Here is an 18,355-nt window from a genome sequence, read left to right as displayed (position 1 = left end):
CGCTGCCGAACAGCAGCCGGTCCGCACCGATCCGCGCCACCACCTCCTCGCACTCCCGCGGCCCCAGCAGCGGGCAGGAGCAGATGTACAGGTTCGGGTAGCGCTCCATCAGCCCGGCGTAGGCCAGCGTGGTGTGCCCATTGACGAAGCAGGCGTCCGGATGGGCCGCCAGGAGCCGCTCCAGGTGCTCGACGGGTCCCCAGTGGTGGTTCAGGATGATCTGCCGGCGTTCGTGGGCCCACCGGCAGGCGACCTCGAGCAGCGGGCCGTCGGCGGGGTAGCCCTGGTAGTAGGGGATCAGCTTGACGCCCCGCAGGCCCAGGTCGGCGCAACGCAGCAGCTCCCGGCGCATGTCCTCCTCGCCGCGGTGCGGGCTCAGCATCGTGAAGCCGATGAAACGGTCCGGATGGCGCCGGACGGCGTCGGCGACCAGGTCGTTGCCGAAGCGCTCGTCGCCGGTGACGCCGGTGAAGCAGAAGGCACAGGCTCGGCGCTCGCCCAGGCGATCCATTTCCCGCACGGTGGAGTCCAGGTCGCAATCGGGGATGTGGTAGGCGAAATGCCGGCCGCCCAGGTGGCCGTGGCAGTCGTCGAAGGGCATGTCCTGCGGGCGTTCGCCCGTGCGGCCGAACTGCGCGTATTCGTCGGCGGGCGGCGTCGGGGCCACCCGGGGATGCTCCGGCTCGCACCAGGCGATCAGGCGCCGGAGGTTGTCGCCCGCGATCCGCCGCTTGTCGGCATCGTCGATCTCGGCGCACGCAAGCGCGGCCACCGTCATGTGGGGGCCGAAGGTCGGCCAGTTCGAGCCGAACAGCAGGCGCTCGCTGCCCCATCGGCGGGTGATGTACTCGATGCCGCGGTAGAGCCAGTAGCCGCTCAGCTCGACGTGCAGGTTCGGGCAGGCGTCCAGCGCACGGTACAGCGTCCGCTGGCTGTGCCGGATGCGGAACTCGCTGATGACGACGGGCAGCGCGGGCCGGCGGCGGCAGAGGGCCACGACGGCGGCGTAGTCGGTGAGGTCCATGGTCCGGGCGCCCGGCCCGATGGCGTCCGGCACGAGGAAAACGGGCACCCCGGCGTCCGCCAGCGGCTCCAGCAGGGCATCCAGGGACCAGTCGGACAGGTCGATGCGGTACTGGCCGGTGAACAGGAACAGGGCGCCCACGCGGTTCGCACGCATCTGCCGGACGAACTCGTCCGGTTCGGGCTGCTCGTCCGTGCCCGGCGGCAGCGCGGCCCAGGCGGGATGCAGCCGCGGGTGCCCCGCCGTGGCCTCCAGGACGCGGCGGTTGCCGTCGAACGGGTGGTTCTCACGGCTCAGGCTGTCGACGACGAGCGCCTCGCAGACGTCGTAGTGGTCCATCTCGGCCAGCAGGTCGTCGGCCGAGTGCGGGCCGCCGGCCTGGAGGCGGCAATGCCTGCCGACGGTGCAGCGGGCGTCGAAGAACTCCCAGCGCGCCATGGTCGCGTCGTCCTCCCGGTCTGTGCGCCTGCCGCAGCCCCGGCGGCGTCTACTCGGTCGGCCAGGGGGCGGCGTCGGGGTCCGGCGTGCAGTAGGCGGAGAGCACCTTGTTGATCGCCTCGGCGACGTTCCGGCAGTCCTCCGGCGAGTACCACTGGTCCAGCGGCACGATGACGTTGCGGTTGTGGAGGTCATCGGCCACGGGGCAGTCGCCACGCCTGTACTCCACCTGCCCGCCCCGCTCGAGGTAGCGCGGGTCCGTAAACGGCGAGGCGTCGGCCGAAGGCGGCGTCTTCGTCGTGATGGGGAACATGTCGGCATACTGGTGCCAGTCCGGCCCGGCGGCGGCACCCCGGAAGCTGCACCCGACGCCCTCTGCGCGCAGGGCGGCGATGATCTTCGCGCCCAGTTCATCCGTTTCCGGGTAGAAACGCAGGACGTAGCCGACCTCGCCTGCGGGATCGTTCACCTTCTGCGGGACGATCTCGCGGAAGGTCTTCAGGAGCGGCAGCACGCGGTACTTGACGTCGTGGTAGCGCCGGACGACGTCGGCGAGCTTGCCGAGCTGGACCACGTCGACGGCCGCCTCGAGTTCGGACATGCGGTAGTTGGTGCCGAAGAACAGCTCGCCCTCGTAGCGCGGGGGCGCGAAGCGGCTCTCGCGCCAGAGGCCGCCGCACTCCGAGAGCTGGCAGGCGCGCTCGTAGAGGCGCTCGTCGGAGGTGATGATCAGGCCGCCCTCGCCGCCGCCGATGATCTTGTAGCCCGAGATGCTGAAGCAGCCGACGTCGCCGATCGTGCCCACCAGGCGGCCACGGAAGCGCGCGCCCGGGGACTGCGCGCAGTCCTCGACCACCTTCAGGCCGTGCGCACGCGCGACGGCCATCACGCCGTCCATGTCGGCCACCCCGCCCCAGTGATGGGTCGGCGCCAGGGCCACCGTGCGGGGCGTGATGGCCTTCTCGATCTTCGCCGGGTCCATCTGCAGCGACTCGTCGACGTCGCTGAACACGGGCACGCCGCCGGCCATCAGGACGGCCGCCGCCGTGGCCATGAAGCCCACGGCGGGCACCACGACCTCCGTGCCCGGCCCCACCCCCACGGCGACGAACGCCGCGTGCAACGCGCCCGTGCCGGAGCTGACGCCGCGTGCATACGGCACGCCGAACGTCTCGCGGGCCAGTTCCTCGAAGCGGGGGCCGGCCAGCAGGTCGGTGTGCGGGCAGTAGCTGCGCATCAGGCTGGCGCCGCCCTCGCGAAGGGCCTCATTGGAGATGGCCGCCCGGATCCGGTCGAGCGTGCCCGAGTCGAAGCCGAAGCGCGCCGCCACGGCCATGAACTCGTCCACGCCGATCTTCGGTTCCGCTCGGCCCTGCATCCGCTCAAATGCCTTCGGTCCGCCTTCAATCGCCAGCTTGTGCATCATGCGTCTCCCATGCCGGGTGTTCGTAGAAGGGTTCGGGCGCGACGGAGGATGCGGGGGGACTCAGGGGCACTGCGGACCGGCGGCAGGCGTCCCCCCGCTCTCTCCTTCCATCACTCTCTTTATAGCATCCCCCTGGCGGCCTGAGAATGGACGGAGCCGCCTTTGTCATGTATAATCATGCACACCGACCGGGAGGGATGGGCGCTGAACGTCATCGGCGAGCAATGGACCGGCTACTCGTGGGCGGACCCCCCCGCCGGGGTCGTGCCGCGCGTGGTCTCGGCCGCCTACTGCCGGCAGCCGCCGCGCCCCGCCTCCGGCCGCATCGTGCATGACTTCTGGGTCCTCGACTGCGCGCGCTCCGACTGCGGCCTCGTCCGCGTCGGGGCGGATGGTGCCCCATGGCGGCGCCGCCTGCGGGGGACGGTGTACCTGTACCCTCCCCGGACGCCGTACTGGGAGGCCCCATCGGGCGCCGCGCACGCGACGGAGGAAGCCTGGGTGATCTTCGAGGGCGGCCAGGCGGCCGGGTTGCGCGCCCTGATCGGCGGGAGGGAGGCGGCCGCCTGCGTGCACGACCCCACCGGGCGCCTCGACGCACCCATGTATGAGATTGCGCGGGCGGGGCAGGACCTGGGCGAGGCGGGCTTCTGGCGGGCGCAGGCGGCCCTGGCGGCCGTCTTCGACCTGCTGCGGGGCGTCGTGCGCCGCGACGGCGAACCCGATCTGCTGCCGCCGGCCGACCCGCCGGCCGGCACACCGACGCCTCTGGTCCGCGACGTGCAGGACTACTTCCGCGCGCACCTGAGCCGGCCGATCCGGCTGGCCGACGTCGCGAGCCACCTGTCCATGAGCGTATCGGCGCTCTCGCACCGCTACGCGCGGGAGGCCGGCCGGCCGCCCATGGCCGCCCTGACGGAACTGCGCATCGAGGTGGCGCGGGGCCTGCTCCTGCGGGGCCTCAAGATGGACGCCGTGGCCCGACGGACGGGCTTCTACGACGCCTTTCACTTCTCGAAGACGTTCCGGAAGCTCTGCGGCGTTCCGCCGAGCCGGTTCCGCCGCGAGTTCGGCCGCCCGACGCCCTGAGCGGTTGTGCAGGGACGCCGCGGCCGTCCGGTCCGTGGCGGACGGGTTTGACACCGCGTGCGGGCGGCGCATATACTCGCCGACGCCTCGGCGCCGCCTGGCGTTGCACCGCGGGATCCCCTGCCGGAGGGAGGGTGAGGGTTGACGCTACGTGCGTTTCTGCTCGGTCTCAGCATGGCGGGGCTGCTGTCCTACGTGGAGTCCATGTCCGCCCACGGGCGCGGCTGGGGAGGGTTCACGGGCTCGGCCTTCGCCACGGGCGCCGTCCTGGTGCTCGTCGTCTTCACTCTGGCGGTGAACGGCCTCATCCGCCTGCTCCGGCGCCGCTGGATGCTCAGCCAAGCCGAACTCATGCTGATCTGGTGCATGGTGACCGTCGGCCTGACCTTTCCGGACGCGCACGGCCGGTTCGTCTACTCCATGGTGGCCTGCGGTCCGTACATGGCGCGCCGGGCGGACATCGCCTGGGAGGATGAGGGCGCTCTGACGCACGCGCCGGCCCCTCTGGTGATCAGCAACGATCCGCGGTCGGTCGCCGCCCGCCAGTACTACGAGGGCAGCGGCGGCCGGGTGCCCTGGCAGTTCTGGGCGAGGCCGCTGGCGGCCTGGTCGTCCTTCTTCCTGCTGATGGCGCTGGCGGTGTTCTTCGCCATGGGCGTGCTGCGGCGCCAGTGGACGGAGTCGGAGCGCCTGATGTTTCCCCTCGCACGCGTTCCCCTCGAGTTCACGGAGGGGAGCGCGACGGGCGGATGGCTGCCGAACCTGTTCCGTCAGAAGGGCTTCCTCCTCGGCCTGGTCCTGACTCTGGGGCTTCGCTTCCTGCGCGCCCTGCCGCTGTTCTTCGGGGCCGATCGGGCGATGCCCCTCGCGGTCCCGATGAAGGACGTCTTCTCCCTGACCCCGCTGGCGGCCATGAGCTTCGACAACTTCGAGTTCTGGCCCCAGGCGGTGGGGTTCGCGTTCCTGGTGCCGGCCGACGTGTCGCTCAGCGTGTGGTTCTTCTTCTGGGTGGCTCGGTGGGAGCTTCAGGCGGTCAGTTGGCTGCGGCTGTCCGGATACGGGGGGACCTATGGGAACCTGATGGGCTGGCAGCAGGCCGGCGCCTACATTGCGTTCACCGTCGGCCTGCTGGTCATGGCCCGGCGGCATCTGGCGGCCGTCTTCCTGAAGGCGTTCGGGATACGCAGTGCCGACGACTGCGAGGAGCCCGTGTCCTACCGCCTGGGGGCATGGGGACTGATTCTGTCCCTGGCCGGGTGCGTGGCGTGGTACCTGTGGCTGGGCATGAGCTGGCTGTGGACGGCCCTGAGCCTCTCGATGATCATGTGCTGGTGCATCGTGTACGCCCGCATGGTGGCGCAGGCCGGCCTCTACAGCGGGCGCACCATCTGGCAGCTCCCCCGCATGGTCCACGGCCTGAGCGGCGGGTATGGGATGACGGCCCCGGGTGCGGTGATCACGTCGCTGCAGGACACGCTCTTCGTCTCCGGCAGTTCCGGCTACCTGGCGCCGATGGCCATCAACGCGTTCCGGATCGCGGAGGTCTTCCCGAAGAACCGGCGTCGTCTGCTCCTGCCGGCCCTGGTGCTGGCGTTCCTGGTGGCGATGGCCTGCTCGACCTACGGGCTGCTGAGCACGGCCTACTCGATGGGCGGGCTGAACATGGTCGATTCGTGGGCGGCGGTGCGCGAGCCGCAGTGGCGTTTCGCCGCCGCCGAGAACATCATCCGGGGCGCGGGGCAGTACGACAAGCTCTACTGGGGCCCGCTGGCCATCGGCGCGGGCGCCATGAGCGTGCTGATGTTCCTGCGGGCACGCTTCTACTGGTGGCCCATCCATGGGCTGGGCCTGCTGACCTGCAGCAGTTGGAACGCCCACCGGCTCTGGCTGCCGTTCTTCCTCGGCTGGGTCACCAAGGTGTCCATCATGAAGTTCACCGGCGGGCGCACCCTGCGTTCGGCACGCTACTTCTTCATCGCCGTGATCCTGGGCGAGGCGACCGTCGACGGCCTTTCCTCGGCCCTGCGCATCCTCACACAGGGTGCCACGCCCGCTTTCTGAACCGCCCGCGCACCCCGGGGGGGCGTTGCCTGCGGGCTCGTTGAGCCCCGTCCTCGGGGCCTCGCCATCGGCATCGGTCTCCGCCTGAAGCCGCCGGCCGCTACGGCCGGTCGGCGAGGAGCGCCGGCAGGAACGTCTCCGCCGCACGCCGGCCCATCAGCTCGTAGCCATCGCCGTCCGGGTGCAGGGCGTCCGGCAGGTGCGACAGGTCGCCTTCTCCGAAGAGGTCCAGCCCGCTGAAGAGGTGCACGTGCTCGTCGCCGCAGTCGCGCAGCCGGCGCACCGCCTCCGTCGTGTGCTCGCGGAAGAGCGTGAGCGTCATGCCGACGGAGTTCGGCTTCGTCTCGCGCGGCGGCGAGATGATGCTGGTGATGATGCCGATGGGCGTCGTCGGGTGCTTCTGCCGCACGGTGCGCACCGTGCCGATCACGGCCGGCTGGTAGGAACGCACGGCGAGCGAGCTGGCGCCCATGATGTTGATGCCCAGCTTCATCGTGATGACGTCGGCCGGCAGGTCGCGCATCATCATCGCCACGATGGGATCGCAGTGGCACTGCCCGCCGTAACCGAGCGAGGTGAGATTGAGGCCGAGCAGCCGCGCCGTCGTGGCCGGCCAGGTGCGGGACGGGCTGTGCGCGCCGGCGCACTGCGTGATGGAGCTTCCGTACGCGATCCAGCGCGGGCGCCGGTCGGCCGCCGCCGGCTGGATCGTCTTGCCGTCCGGCACGCCGATGCTGCGCAGCGCGACGGGGTGGTCCTGCGGCAGCCATATCTCGAAGGCGCGGGGCCGATTGCCCAGGCCCGTGAACTCGACGGCCCCCTGCCCGGCGGGCAGGCGGACGGTCTGGAGCAGGTCGGCACCGTGGGTCAGGTCGAAGGGGCGCACGCCCTCGCCCGGCTCGACGTGCAGCGTCACGGCGGGGGCGCTCGTCTTGAAGCGCACGCGCACGCCCGGCGTCTTGCCGGCGTTGAACGTCAGCCCGTCCTCGGGGTAGAAGAGTTCCTTTTCCGCGTGGACGAGCCGCCAGGGCCTGATCCAGCCGTCGCCCTGTTCGAGCGAGACGGCGCCAGCGACGTATTCCGACGTGATCGGGACGGCGTTCATCGTCTTCCTTCCTCTTCAGTCAGGACGAACCCAAGATCACCGCAGAGGACGCACAGGCCCAGAAACGGCGCGGGGCACTCCATTCTCTGCGTCCCACCCCGGCGGGCAGGCCTCTGCGTCCTCCGCGGTGGAGTCCATTCCATTCAGTCTCGCAGCGTGCGGGTCAGGTGCTCGGCGACGGCGCCGATGGCCTGCGCCGCGGCGGCCAGGTCGTCGCGGCCCATCTTGTCGATCGTGTCGGCCGCCGAGTGGATGGGCAGCCCGCGCCGGACGCAGCCGAAGAGGATGGCCGGGACGTTGTGCAGGTAGAACGGCACGTGGTCGGAGCCCGTCTCCGGCTTCTGGTCGGCTGCGCAGTCGGGGATCTGGGCCAGAATGCGCAGGATCTGCTCTGCCTGCGCCGGGTGCCAGCCCATGACGTGCGCGCTGATGCCGGCGCCGGCGATGCCGATGCCGTCGGCCTGGAGCATCGCCTGCGTCTGCAGCACCTCGGCCCAGTGGCGGCGGACGTACTCCACGCTGCCGAGCGCGCGCAGGTGGCGCCCGTACTCCTCCGCGCCGAACGCGATGAAGTCGATGCCCAGGCGGCGTTCCCGCGCGCCGGAGAAGACTTCGCAAAGCTCCAGGACGGCCGCCGTGCCGCCGCCGTCGTCGCCGGCGCCGGGCGACTCGGCCGCCGTGTCGTAGTGCGCGCCGATGACGATGCGGCCCGGCTCGGAGCCCGGCAGGTGGCCGATCACGTTGTGGCTGGTCGAATCGTAGCGGCGCGCCCGGATGCGCAGCCGCGCGAGGCGGCCCGCGTTCCGCTTGAGTACGGCGCCGACCGACGGCCCCACGGCGGCGCCGGGCACGCGCAGGAACGGGTCGCGCAGCAGCTTGGTCGAGACGTCGTCGATCTGGTCGACGACGATGATGGCGAGCGGCTTGCGCTCCTCGACGGCGAGGAGCGTCGAGTTGCGGTTCGCCGCCTGCGGGCCGCCCACCTCGCCTTCGAGCACGATGACCTTGCCTTCGAGGTCGGGGCGGAACTCCAACTCGTGGCGGGTGCCGACGACGGCCAGTTCGGCCTCGACGTCGCACGCTTCCGAGAACGTCTGCGCAAACGCCGGGAGAGCCTGCGGCCCGCCCTCGGCCAGCAGCGTCAACTCCGTGCCCTCGTGCTCCCAACCCGGGCAATCGTAATCCTGAACCTCCACTTCGGCCCCGCACCGCTTGAAGTGCGCGGCGATGTACTCGACCGTCCGCTCGTCGGCGGGCGTGCCGCTCAATCGGGGGCCGATCTCCACACACAGGACCTTCTCATGCTCCCAGAGCCGCTCTCTGTCCACCTGCATAGCACGCCTCCAGCAATCTACGCCTTGACGATCCGGTCGCTCGGGAAGACGGCCCGCGCGACGCGCAGCACGTTGCCGCCGATGATCTTGCGGATGTCGTCGTCGGAATGGCCGCGCTGGACCAGCCCGACGGTGATGTACGGCCAGTTGGTCCACTGGCAGCCTGCGTTGCCCGGCAGGTCGTGCGACGGCGCGCTGCCCGTCGGGCCGGCCTGCCAGAGGGAGCGCCAGCCCCGGCGTGACTTCGGCGAGGCGATCTTCCGGAGCTCCGTGTGGTAGTCCGACGCGGTGGCGCAGCAGTCCATGCCGATGGCGACGTGGTCCGCTCCGAAAGTCTTGACCGCGTAGTCGATGTGGTCGAGCATGGCGGCAAGGTCGTCGCTGCCGCCGAGGAAGCCGGGTACGGCGTAGATGCCGATGTAGCCGCCCGTGTCGCAGATGGCGCGGATGACCTCGTCCGGCTTGGCGCGCACGTGGGGAAAGAGCGCGGCGCAACTCGTGTGGCTGGCCACCATGGGCTTCTCGCTGGCCCGCGCGGCCTCCAGGGCCGTCTGCCAGCCGGAGTGTGCGACGTCGACGATGACGCCGACGCGGTTCATCTCCGCGACGACGGCCCGGCCGAAGTCGCTCAGGCCTCCGTTGCTCGGTTCGCCGGCGCCGTCGCCGATCATGTTGCGCCGCTGGTAGGTCAGGTGCATCATGCGCACGCCGAGTTCGAAGAAGACGCGGATGTAGGTCAGTTCCTCCTCGACCGATTCCCAGCGCTGCGTGAGCGGCACGCCGTTGGCCGTCATGTAGAAGCACCGGCGGCCGTCCCGGTGAGCGGCGAGGATGTCCTCGGGTCTCGGCGCGCGCTCCACGACGCCGCTCGTGTCGGCGGCGAAGGTCATGTGGGCCAGGCAGTGGAGCAGGCGCAGCGGCGACTGGCACTCCTGTCCGGCCATGGTGAGCATGCAGGTGACGCCGGCCGCCTCCCACGCCTCGGCGTATTCCGCCCGCTGGCGGGCGTCCGTGACCATGCGCGTCAGGATCATGTCCGTCATTTCGGCGCTGACCTCACCCGGCGACGCTCCGGCCTCGACGAGCGCGTTGAGCGCATCGGCGTCCGGGGCGGCCCGCGGCGGCAGGCCGTAGGACTCGATCACGAGCGACTCGCCGTGCAGCGCCAGGCCGTGCTCCAGGTCCTTTGCCGAGGGCTTCAGAACATCCAGCGCCGCCTGTCGGGCCTTCTCGATCTTGGGGTTCAGCATCGCTCGCCCGCTCTTCCGTTGGCTTTGACGATCCGATCGCTCGGGAAGACGGCCCGCGCGACGCGCAGCACGTTGCCGCCGATGATCTTGCGGATGTCGTCGTCGGAGTGGCCGCGCTGGACGAGTCCGACGGTGATGTAGGGCCAGTTCGTCCAGTAGCAGCTTGCCATGCCGGGCATCTCGTGGTCCGGTGGGCTGCCCGTCGGGCCGGGCTGCCAGAGCCAGCGCCATCGGCGGCGCTCCCGGAGCCTGCCCATCTTCTTCAGCTCCGAGTGGTACGTCGATGCGGTGGCGCAGAAGTCCATGCCGATCGCGCAGTGTTCGGCGCCGAAGGTCCTGACGACGTAATCGATGTGGTCGAGCATCGCGTTGAGGTCGTCGCTGCCTCCGAGGAAGCCGGGCACGGCCACGATGCCGATGTAGCCCCCGGTGTCGCAGATGGCGCGGATGACCTCGTCCGGCTTCGAGCGGATGTGCGGAAAGAGCGCGGCGCAGCTCGTGTGGCTGGCCACCATCGGCTTTTTGCTGGCTCGGGCGGCCTCCAGGGCCGTCTGCCAGCCGGAATGCGCGACGTCGACGATGACGCCGACGCGGTTCATCTCCGCGACGACGGCCCGGCCGAAGTCGCTCAGGCCGGCGTTGCTCGGCTCGCCCGCGCCGTCGCCGATCATGTTGCGCCGCTGGTAGGTCAGGTGCATCATGCGCACGCCGAGTTCGAAGAAGATGCGGATGTAGGTCAGTTCCTCCTCGACGGACTCCCATCTCTCGGTGAGCGGCACGCCGTTGGCCGTCAGGTAGAGGCACGGGCGGCCTTTCTCCTTCGCGGCCACGATGTCGTCCGGCGTAACGGCCCGGTCGATCACGTCGCTCATGTCGGCGGCAAAGGTGTAGTGGGCGAGGCGCCGGAGGATGCGCAGCGCGGACTGGCACTCCTCGCCCGCGGCGGCCAGCATGCACGTTACGCCCGCCGCCTCCCACGTCTCAGCATACTCGGCGCGCTCGTGCGCGTCGGTCACCATGCGGGTCATGTACTGCTGCTCCATCATCTCGCGCACTTCGGCGGCCGGAGCGCCGTCCTCGATCTCGGCCCGGAGCGCATCGCCGTCCATGGCGGCGCGGGGCGCCAGGCCGTACGACTCGATGACCAGTGAGTCCGCATGAAGCTCCAGGCCGTGCTCGAGGTCCTTCTTCGATGGCTTCAGAAGGTCCAGGGCGGCCTGGCGCGATGTCTCGATCCTGGGGTTCAGCATGGCATCCTCTGCGATAAGATAGCCTCCCCGGCGGGCGCCGGAGGCGACAGGCGCGCCATGATACGCCCGCCCGACGCGGGCTTTCAACGGCTGCTTGTGACGGACTATTGAGCGGCCGCGAATGGCGTCCGCCGGCAGCAGTGCGAGATCAGCACTCTCCGAGACTCCCCCCGAGAGGATTCCTGCCGGTCCCGAGCCTGTTTCTCACTCTGTCGCCCTGTTTCAACGGGCGGTGAAAGTCGGGCTGCGGCTGAAAGACGCGCTCACGCCACGGCCGCGCAGCAACGAGGAAGCGGACTTCTCCTGGGGCGCGTTGATCGTTGCTCCATAGCAAGACAGACGTCAGACCTCGACGGCCTTGCCGGTATCCGCGGACCTGTAGATGGCGTCCGTGATGCGCTGGACGATGAGCGCCTTTTCGAGCGTCGTCTGCGGCGCGCGGCCCGTCACGATCGCCTCGGCGAAGTCGAGCGTCTCGAAGCCCTGCATCTCCGCCCAGGTCTCCGTGCCACTCCAGATGTCCTGGCTCACGAGGCCCGTCTCGGGCGTCGCGGCGTCGTGGCGGATGACCTTCTCGTCCTTGTAGAGCATGTGCAGGGCGATCGAGCCGTCCGTGCCGACGACCTCCCAGACGGCGGAATCCGGGTGCGGCATGTACTCGCCGCGCTCGAAGCTGATGACCGTGCCGCCCTCGCAGAGCACAAGGGCCACGGCATGCGTCTCGGCGTCGGACCCCTCGGCAACATTCGGCCGCGAGGCCGGCGGCACCTGCCAGGTCTGCGCGAGGCAGAGCCGCGGTTCGAGCTTCCACCCGCAGACGCCGAGCAGGTAGTCCAGGTCGTAGCAGCCCCAGTTGGCCATGATGCCGCCGCCGTTGAGGGCCTTGACGAGGCGCCAGACGGGCGGCATCTTCTTCGGCGTGCCGCGGGCGGGCGTGAAGGCGCGGCAGTGGATGACCCGCAGGTCGCCCAGGGCGCCGGTGGACACGAAAGCGGCCGCCGCGCGGGCGGATGCGTAGGCGTGGAACCGGCACGAGCAGCAGGCGGCCACCCTGTCGCCGCGCGCTTCGATCATCCGCCGGACGACGTCCGCGTTCATCGCCACGGGCTTCTCGATCAGCACGTGCTTGCCGGCCTTGAGCGCCTCGATCACCAGGGCGTCCCGATGGGCGGCCGGCGCGGCGAACACGACGGCGTCAACATCCTCGTCGGCGATCAGATCGCGCCCGTCGGTGTAGACGCGCTCGGCGCCGTGCTCCTTGACGGCGGCCTCGGCGCGTTCCCTCATGAGGTCGGCCGCCGCGAACGGCACTGCGTGCTCCGACCTTGCCGCAGCCGCCAGATGCCGAACGCCCATGACGCCGCAGCCGATCACGCCCAGTTTGACCTTGTCCACTGTCAGACTCCCTTCGGGTTTCGCAGGATACCGCCCCGTCGCGGCATCATACGGCGGCGCCCGGTTCTTCGCAAGGACGGCGGGCACGACTCCCCGGCGCCGGTGCCTGAGGTGGCGCGAGCGCTACGAGGAGCGGGCGTCCTGGCGGATCCGTTCGAGCATGGCCGCCAGTTGAGCGACCAGCGCCGCGTTCTCCGGCCGCGCGGCCAGGTTGCGGTTCTCGTCGGGGTCGACGTTGTGGTCGTACAGCATGCGCGCGGCCACCCGGCCTTCGTCGTCCGTCCATTCGGTGTAGAGGTGCGTGTCGGTCCGCACCGAATCGCCGGCGTTGTAGCGGCTGTAGACCGCTTCCTTCCCCGGCTGCTGCGGCGAATCCAGGAAGGACGCGAAGGACGAGCCGTCCAGGTGGTCCGGCAGCGGAAGGTCGGCGAGTTCGCAGAGAGTGGGGTAGACGTCCAGGAACTCCGTCAGGGCTGTGCAGCGGCCGCCCCGGCGCATGCCGGGCGCGCGCACGATCAGAGGGGCGTTCAGGGATGTGTTGAAGTTGCAGTGCTTGCACCAGAGGCCGTGTTCGCCCAGCTGCCAGCCGTGGTCGCCCCAGACGACGACGATCGTGCTCTCGGACAGGCCGAGCCGGTCCAGCTCGGCCAGGACGCTCCCGACCTGCGCGTCGGCATAGCTCGTGGCCGCGTAGTAGCCGTGGACCATGCCCCGGGCCATGTCGTCCGAGAGCGGACCTTCGGCCGGTATGCCCAGGTACTTGCGCAACTCCCCCCAGTCGTGCAGGGCCTCGCCGGGCGCGTCCTCCGGCGGGAACGGGTTGTCGGCCAGGTCCACGTCTTCGCGCCGGTAGAGGTCCCAGTAGCGCTTCGGGGCGTTGAAGGGCAGGTGCGGTTTGACAAAGCCGCAGGCCAGAAACCACGGTTGGCCGCCGTCCTTCAGCCGCCGCAACTGCCGGATCGCCTGGTCGGCCGTGCGGCCGTCGAAGTAGGCGTTGTCGGGCACGTCGGCGCATTCGAACGGGGCACCCGGGCCGCGCGGGCCGGCCTGGAGGCTCTTTGGCAGGAGGTAGTTCCGCCAGTCCTCGCCGGGGCCATGGAAGTACCACGGCGCCTCACTCCAACTGCGCTCGGCGCAGTCCGGGGGGTGATGGAAGACCTTGCCCGCCGAGAGGGTCGCGTAGCCGTGCGTGCGGAAGTGCTCGGGCAGCGTCAGCGCGCCGGGCAGATCCTCGTCCGCCCAGGTGGAGAACGTGACGAACCGGTCCCGAGTGGGGCGCACGCCCGTCAGCAGGCTCGCACGGGTCGCGCCGCAGACGGGCACCTGGCAGTAGGCGCGTTCGAAGAGCGTGCCCTCCCCGGCCAGCGCGTCGATGTGCGGGGTCACCATCTGCAGGCGACCGTAGCACCCGAGCTGTGGACGCAGGTCGTCAATCGGGATGAACAGGACGTTCGGCTTCGCATCGGCCATGGGGCACCTGTGTCTGGCAACCGGAAGCGGGACAGCCGTACACCCGCATGGTATCGAACCCCCCGCCGTCCCGTCGAATGCACGGCCGCCGAAAGACGGGGGCGGAGTGCCCGCACGTCTCCGGGCACTCCGCCCCATGCGATGCCGCCGCGGTCCTTCCGAACACGCCGGCGACGCATCTCGGCCCGCGTCGGCGACCCGGGCCGCGGCCGGAATCAGTCCCGCCGGGTGTTCTCCGCCGTGCGCAGGACGGCCAGGTAGAAGTCGACCGCCATCATGTAGAACAGGTAGAACACGTACGTGATCAGGGGCAGCAGCGCGAGCACGACGGCCCCGGCGAGGGCCTCCGCCAGGCCGAAACCTTTGCCCGCCCACGCGCTGATCATGCCCACCACCCCCCACACGGCGCAGACGGCCAGGCCGATCCCGAACAGCAGGGGCGCGGCGGCGAGCACGCAGCGGATCCCAAACGTGAGGATCGAGAGGCCGGTCTCGCCGGCCGACACGTTCTCCGCCACGATCTCGGTGTTGACCATCTCCCTGGGGTTGAGGCAGAACAGGGCTACGACGGCCAGTGCGCACGCGATGATCACCGGCAGCCAGCCGCCTCCGGTCACCCCGGCGATGACGCCCGTGATGGCCAGCAGAACGGCCAGCAACCCCAGGCAGTCCAGCACCGCCCCGGAGGACATGCGCTGCGGCTGCTCGGCGATGATGCGACGGCCCGCCCCGACGAACCTGGCCGCACAGTAGTGAACGACGACCATGGCCAGCACCCCGCCCAGACCCATCCACACCGGGTAGAAGCTCTTCCACCGGAAGGCTTCCACGATGCCGAACAGGAGCGCCAGGGCGCCGACACCCAGGCTGGCCCAGAGGCCCACCGTCACGAGCAACGTTCGGATGCGCTCGAAGAGCCCCTCGTGGCTCTGGAAGAAGCGCAGTCGGTCCAGCGTCCAGTCGATGCAGCCCACGACCGGCGTCTGAACGACCTCTCGTTCCCTCTTCAGGCCCTGCTCCTCCTGCGGCTCAACCATCCCACCCTCTTCCTGATCCGCAGCACCCATCGTCCATCCTCCTCCTGCCAGTGTCACGGGCGCGCCTCGGCCGGCCGGCGCTCGATGACGACATTAGAACGGGTCCGGCATATGGAACGCAAGTCGTTTGCCCGCCGGCCACGTATCCGGCGGGCGTGCCTCCCATCGCTGCGCATTTCGGGGGTGCGGGGGCTTCGCCTTCTCATTATAATCCACATGATGGTGCGTATCTGCTGTTGGGAGCCGGCGGCCCGGGCGCCGGCGGCGCTTCTCATGCACCGAGGAAGAGGGGACACGGGATGGACGTCGACAGGCAGGAGCCGAGGCGGCGGTCGGGTTGCTGGGTCGTCCTGGCGGTCTGCGTGGCGCTGCTGATGGCGCTCATCGCCGGCCTCTGGGCCTGGGATGCGGCGTTGCACCGGAGGCTCGACGCCCGGATCGCCGCCAACCGTGCGAAGGGGCAGCCGGTGACGTTCGATGAGTTCCTGGACAGGCGTTGGCAGGCCGCTCCCCCCGAGTGCTCGGCCGACGCGATCCTGGACGCGCTGTGGGAGCTGGAGTCCGTCGGCTCCGGCGAGGGCGAGCGGCCCGGCGTGATCGACGAGTTTGACCCGCCGAACGAACTCGGCGTGCGCTGGTCGGACGAAAGACGTCAGATGATGCGCGAGCACGTCGAGGCGCGCGCCGGCGCGCTCGCGATGATCCGCCGGGCCGCCGCCCTGCCCGTTGGCGCCTACCCCGTCGACGCCTCGGGCTCGCCGTGGGCCATTGAGATGCGGTACCTCCCCGGGCTGCGCCAGGCCGCGCGGCTCAGCAGACGTGCCGCCGTCCTGTGCGCAGAGAACGGCGACGGCCGCGCAGCGGCCGAATACACGGCGGACGGGCTGGTGATCCCGCGGTCGGTCGGCGAGTGGCCCTTCGAGAGCGAATGGCTCGTCGGTGTCGCCGCGTGCTGGATCGCGCTGGGCGGCCTCGAACACAGCCTGGCGCTCTGCGAGGTGCCGGCAGAGAGCCTGACGACGCTGCGAGAGGCACTCCGGGCGATCGAGGGCGAGAGCCGGCTGGAAACGGTTCTCATCGCCGCGCGGGCAATGGGCCACCACAGCCTCGTCGAGGCCTCCGGCAGCGACCTTGCGGATCTGCTGTTCATGGAGTTCGTCGACAGATGGGACACCAAAGAGGACATCGTGATCCTCATCTACGCCCTCGCGCCGATCTGGCGGATCAAGGACGCGCTCTTCTTCCACCGTCTGATGGATGCGCAGATCGACGTCTGCCGTCTGCCCCTGGAGGAACGGGTGGAGGGAGGCAGGCGGGTAGGTTCGGAGGTCGAAACGGCGCTCACGGAGGCGGGCGCGTGGCGTTACCCACTGACCGGGAGGGTTTTGCCCGCACTCACCATGGTGGGCGAGGAGGAGGCGAAGCTGATCGCGCATCTGCGTGTGGCGCGCGTGGCGCTGGCGGCCGAACAGTGGCGCATGGCGCACGGGCGCTGGCCGGACTCGCCGGGGCAGCTCGTCCCGGGGATCCTGGACGAGCTGCCCTCCGATCCCTTCACGGGCGGGCCGCTGCGGTGGGCGCGCGCCGACGCGGGCCTGACCATCTACAGTGTGGGCCTCGACGGGGCCGACCAGGGCGGCATCAGCTGGGAAGAGGCCCAGGACTTCTCCGATTGCGTGGAGCAGCCCCACGACATCCCCTTCCGCCTGCTCGATCCCGAGCGGCGGGGCGCACGCAGGGCGACGTTCCGCGAGGAGGTGCTTGCCGCGGGGTTGCTCAGCCTGCAGAAACTGGAGGCCTTCGGTTTCACGGAAGAGCGGCTTCGGGGCCTGGGCTTCAGCGACGACGACCTCCACCGGCTCAGCAGATGACCCCGGCCGGTTCGGTTCGGCGTCTACTCCGCACCACCCTGGCGGACGAGGCGTCGCATCGTGCGCCAGTGCAGGAAGACGGCCAGCGCGAACACCAACGCGGCGAGCAGGCCGAGGAACGTGTCTTCGCTGCCGTATCCCCCTGTCAGTGACATAACGATCGCGGCCCCTGCGTGAAGGCCCGCGATCCACAGGACGAATGCGAGCAGCAGGGCGCCCCGGCGCACGCGCAGCGGCAGGTAGAGGGCGAGCTGGAGCAGCACGGCGTAGGCGCCGAGGGCGTACCACGCCCCCGGTTCGCTCAGGACCTCCTCCAGCAGATCAACCAGCCCGTCGAAGTGCAGCCGCGCGCCGAAGCCGAACCAGAGCAGGTCGGGCAGCAGGCCCAACAGGCACCCGAGCAGCTTGCGCCAGACGAGCCCCCAGGCCGAGCAGGGGAGCATGAGCAGGTTCGGGAGCGTGTGCCACCGGCGCTCGCTGCCCAGGATGCGCTCATGGAAGGCGACCAGTTGCAGGGCGATGATCGCGATCATGATGCCCAAGGTCATGTCGCCGAACTCCTCGGCGTTGGGCGGGTAGCCGGAGAGGCGCTGGAGGAGGTAGATGCCGCCCAGCAGGGCGCCCAGCAGGAGGAACTTGACCAGGGCGAAGCCCTTGCCGCCGACGAGGAAGTGGTAGTCCTTCCAGACGAGCGCGCTGCGCCAGGCCCGGCCGGCGCCGAAGCCGCGCAGGCGCGACGTGCGCATGAACAGCAGGCCCCGTCCCGGGGTGCCCGCCTGGTGGTCGCGCGTGCATCGGTCGAAGACGGCCCACGCCAGCAGGAAGAACACGCCCCCTGCGCCCAGGTTCGTCAGCACCTGGAATCCGATGGGCGAACCGCTGAAACCCGTCGAGAGCACCTCCCGGCCCCGCGTGAAGACGGAGGAGTCGTTTGCCCACCGCAGGAGGGGCTCCAGCGTCCGGTAGACGAGGCCGCTGGCGCTCAGACTGCCCCTGCCTACCAGATTCCCGAGCATGTGCTGCCCGAGGGGGACGAGAAGGAAGAAACCGAGCAGGCAGACGCTGGTTCCCGTGACGGCGCGCTTGAGCGTGCGCCCGAGGGTCGAGAAGAGCATGCCCAGGTTGGCCACCAGGACCAGATGGGCGGCCAGCGCGCAGTAGGCCGCCGCGATCTGCCGCAGCGAGACGCCGCCCAGCGTGACGGACAGGAGGACGAGCGGCACCTGGGTCAGCAGCAGCATGCCGGCGGCGATCATCTGGCTGGTGGACTTGCCCATCAGGATCCACGCCGGCCGGAGCGCCGTCATCTTCAGCAGGCCGATCGTCTTGTTCTCCTTCTCCTCCGTGATCACCGAGGCGAAGTAGAACGGGCCCGCCAGGCAGGTGATGAACGCCGTCGTCCAGACGATGCTCGAGAACAGGTCCAGCCCCGGCGCGGCGACGTACTGCCATCGCTCATGAACGGAGACGAGCATCAGCAGCAGGAACGCCGCCATGACGGCGCGCACGAGGTAGGTCTTGCCCGAACGGGCATCGCTGCGCAGGCTCTGCAGGAAGAAGGGGGCGATGGCGATGCGCATCAGGGCACCCCCGGTTCGGTCAGTT

12 protein-coding genes are annotated in these 18,355 nt (G+C 70.1%); 3 read left to right on the top strand and 9 right to left on the bottom strand.

Going from position 1 to position 18,355, the window contains the following annotated elements; translation table 11 throughout:
• Together GXY85_08670 and GXY85_08665 are read right to left on the bottom strand one after the other, a co-directional pair.
• Positions 1 to 1,462, bottom strand: a 1,462-nt coding sequence (locus GXY85_08670; GenBank protein ID NLW50896.1) for an amidohydrolase family protein, incomplete at its 3' end; no start/stop codon positions are given.
• A gap of 49 nt (positions 1,463 to 1,511) precedes the next feature.
• A complete protein-coding gene (locus tag GXY85_08665) occupies positions 1,512 to 2,885 on the bottom strand; it encodes an aminotransferase class V-fold PLP-dependent enzyme (protein ID NLW50895.1) in 1,374 nt (457 codons plus the stop codon).
• Between the two features lie 180 nt (positions 2,886 to 3,065).
• On the opposite strand from GXY85_08665, the gene GXY85_08660 reads away from it, so the two are divergent.
• Both GXY85_08660 and GXY85_08655 read left to right on the top strand, forming a co-directional pair.
• Positions 3,066 to 3,977 (top strand): helix-turn-helix transcriptional regulator, encoded by a 912-nt coding sequence (locus GXY85_08660; GenBank protein ID NLW50894.1) that lies wholly within the window; start codon positions 3,066 to 3,068, stop codon positions 3,975 to 3,977.
• Positions 3,978 to 4,118: 141 nt separating this feature from the next.
• A complete protein-coding gene (locus tag GXY85_08655) occupies positions 4,119 to 6,038 on the top strand; it encodes a hypothetical protein (protein ID NLW50893.1) in 1,920 nt (639 codons plus the stop codon).
• 100 nt (positions 6,039 to 6,138) lie between these two features.
• Here GXY85_08655 and GXY85_08650 read toward each other — a convergent pair whose 3' ends face one another.
• The 6 genes from GXY85_08650 to GXY85_08625 form a co-directional block, all read right to left on the bottom strand.
• Complete coding sequence (locus GXY85_08650; GenBank protein NLW50892.1) at positions 6,139 to 7,143, bottom strand: GDSL family lipase; 1,005 nt, start codon at positions 7,141 to 7,143, stop codon at positions 6,139 to 6,141.
• Between the two features lie 143 nt (positions 7,144 to 7,286).
• The gene (locus GXY85_08645; GenBank protein ID NLW50891.1) at positions 7,287 to 8,477 is read right to left on the bottom strand and encodes a Zn-dependent exopeptidase M28; all 1,191 of its coding nucleotides are present in this window, start codon (positions 8,475 to 8,477) and stop codon (positions 7,287 to 7,289) included.
• A 17-nt stretch (positions 8,478 to 8,494) separates the two neighbouring features.
• The gene (locus GXY85_08640) at positions 8,495 to 9,958 is read right to left on the bottom strand and encodes a dipeptidase (GenBank protein ID NLW50890.1); all 1,464 of its coding nucleotides are present in this window, start codon (positions 9,956 to 9,958) and stop codon (positions 8,495 to 8,497) included.
• 1,361 nt (positions 9,959 to 11,319) lie between these two features.
• Positions 11,320 to 12,372, bottom strand: a complete 1,053-nt coding sequence (locus GXY85_08635; GenBank protein NLW50889.1) for a Gfo/Idh/MocA family oxidoreductase — start codon at positions 12,370 to 12,372, stop codon at positions 11,320 to 11,322.
• 123 nt (positions 12,373 to 12,495) lie between these two features.
• A complete protein-coding gene (locus GXY85_08630; GenBank protein NLW50888.1) occupies positions 12,496 to 13,842 on the bottom strand; it encodes a sulfatase in 1,347 nt (448 codons plus the stop codon).
• Positions 13,843 to 14,057: 215 nt separating this feature from the next.
• A complete protein-coding gene (locus GXY85_08625) occupies positions 14,058 to 14,909 on the bottom strand; it encodes a hypothetical protein (protein ID NLW50887.1) in 852 nt (283 codons plus the stop codon).
• A 269-nt stretch (positions 14,910 to 15,178) separates the two neighbouring features.
• Between GXY85_08625 and GXY85_08620 the strand changes: the two genes are divergently transcribed.
• Positions 15,179 to 16,750 carry a hypothetical protein gene (locus GXY85_08620; GenBank protein NLW50886.1) on the top strand — a complete coding sequence of 524 codons (1,572 nt, stop codon included), beginning with the start codon at positions 15,179 to 15,181 and terminating at the stop codon, positions 16,748 to 16,750.
• A 23-nt stretch (positions 16,751 to 16,773) separates the two neighbouring features.
• Here GXY85_08620 and GXY85_08615 read toward each other — a convergent pair whose 3' ends face one another.
• Positions 16,774 to 18,330: a hypothetical protein gene (locus GXY85_08615; GenBank protein NLW50885.1), complete on the bottom strand. Its 1,557-nt coding sequence runs from the start codon at positions 18,328 to 18,330 to the stop codon at positions 16,774 to 16,776.
• Positions 18,331 to 18,355: the final 25 nt, after the last annotated feature.

The sequence above is a fragment of the Candidatus Brocadiaceae bacterium genome (assembly GCA_012728835.1).
Classification (GTDB): domain Bacteria; phylum Planctomycetota; class Brocadiia; order SM23-32; family SM23-32; genus JAAYEJ01.
The sequence above is the reverse complement of the archived record's forward strand: the minus strand, read 5'-3'. Positions and strand labels throughout refer to the sequence as shown.

Bases quoted from the DNA above. Each gene is read 5' to 3' on its own strand.
- GXY85_08665 (NLW50895.1), bottom strand. From the start codon at position 2,885: ATGCACAAGCTGGCGATTGAAGGCGGACCGAAGGCATTTGAGCGGATG.
- GXY85_08660 (NLW50894.1), top strand. From the start codon at position 3,066: ATGCACACCGACCGGGAGGGATGGGCGCTGAACGTCATCGGCGAGCAA.
- GXY85_08650 (NLW50892.1), bottom strand. From the start codon at position 7,143: ATGAACGCCGTCCCGATCACGTCGGAATACGTCGCTGGCGCCGTCTCG.
- GXY85_08645 (NLW50891.1), bottom strand. From the start codon at position 8,477: ATGCAGGTGGACAGAGAGCGGCTCTGGGAGCATGAGAAGGTCCTGTGT.
- GXY85_08640 (NLW50890.1), bottom strand. From the start codon at position 9,958: ATGGCGCTGGCTCTGGCAGCCCGGCCCGACGGGCAGCCCACCGGACCA.
- GXY85_08630 (NLW50888.1), bottom strand. From the start codon at position 13,842: ATGGCCGATGCGAAGCCGAACGTCCTGTTCATCCCGATTGACGACCTG.
- GXY85_08625 (NLW50887.1), bottom strand. From the start codon at position 14,909: ATGGGTGCTGCGGATCAGGAAGAGGGTGGGATGGTTGAGCCGCAGGAG.
- GXY85_08620 (NLW50886.1), top strand. From the start codon at position 15,179: ATGGACGTCGACAGGCAGGAGCCGAGGCGGCGGTCGGGTTGCTGGGTC.
- GXY85_08615 (NLW50885.1), bottom strand. From the start codon at position 18,330: ATGCGCATCGCCATCGCCCCCTTCTTCCTGCAGAGCCTGCGCAGCGAT.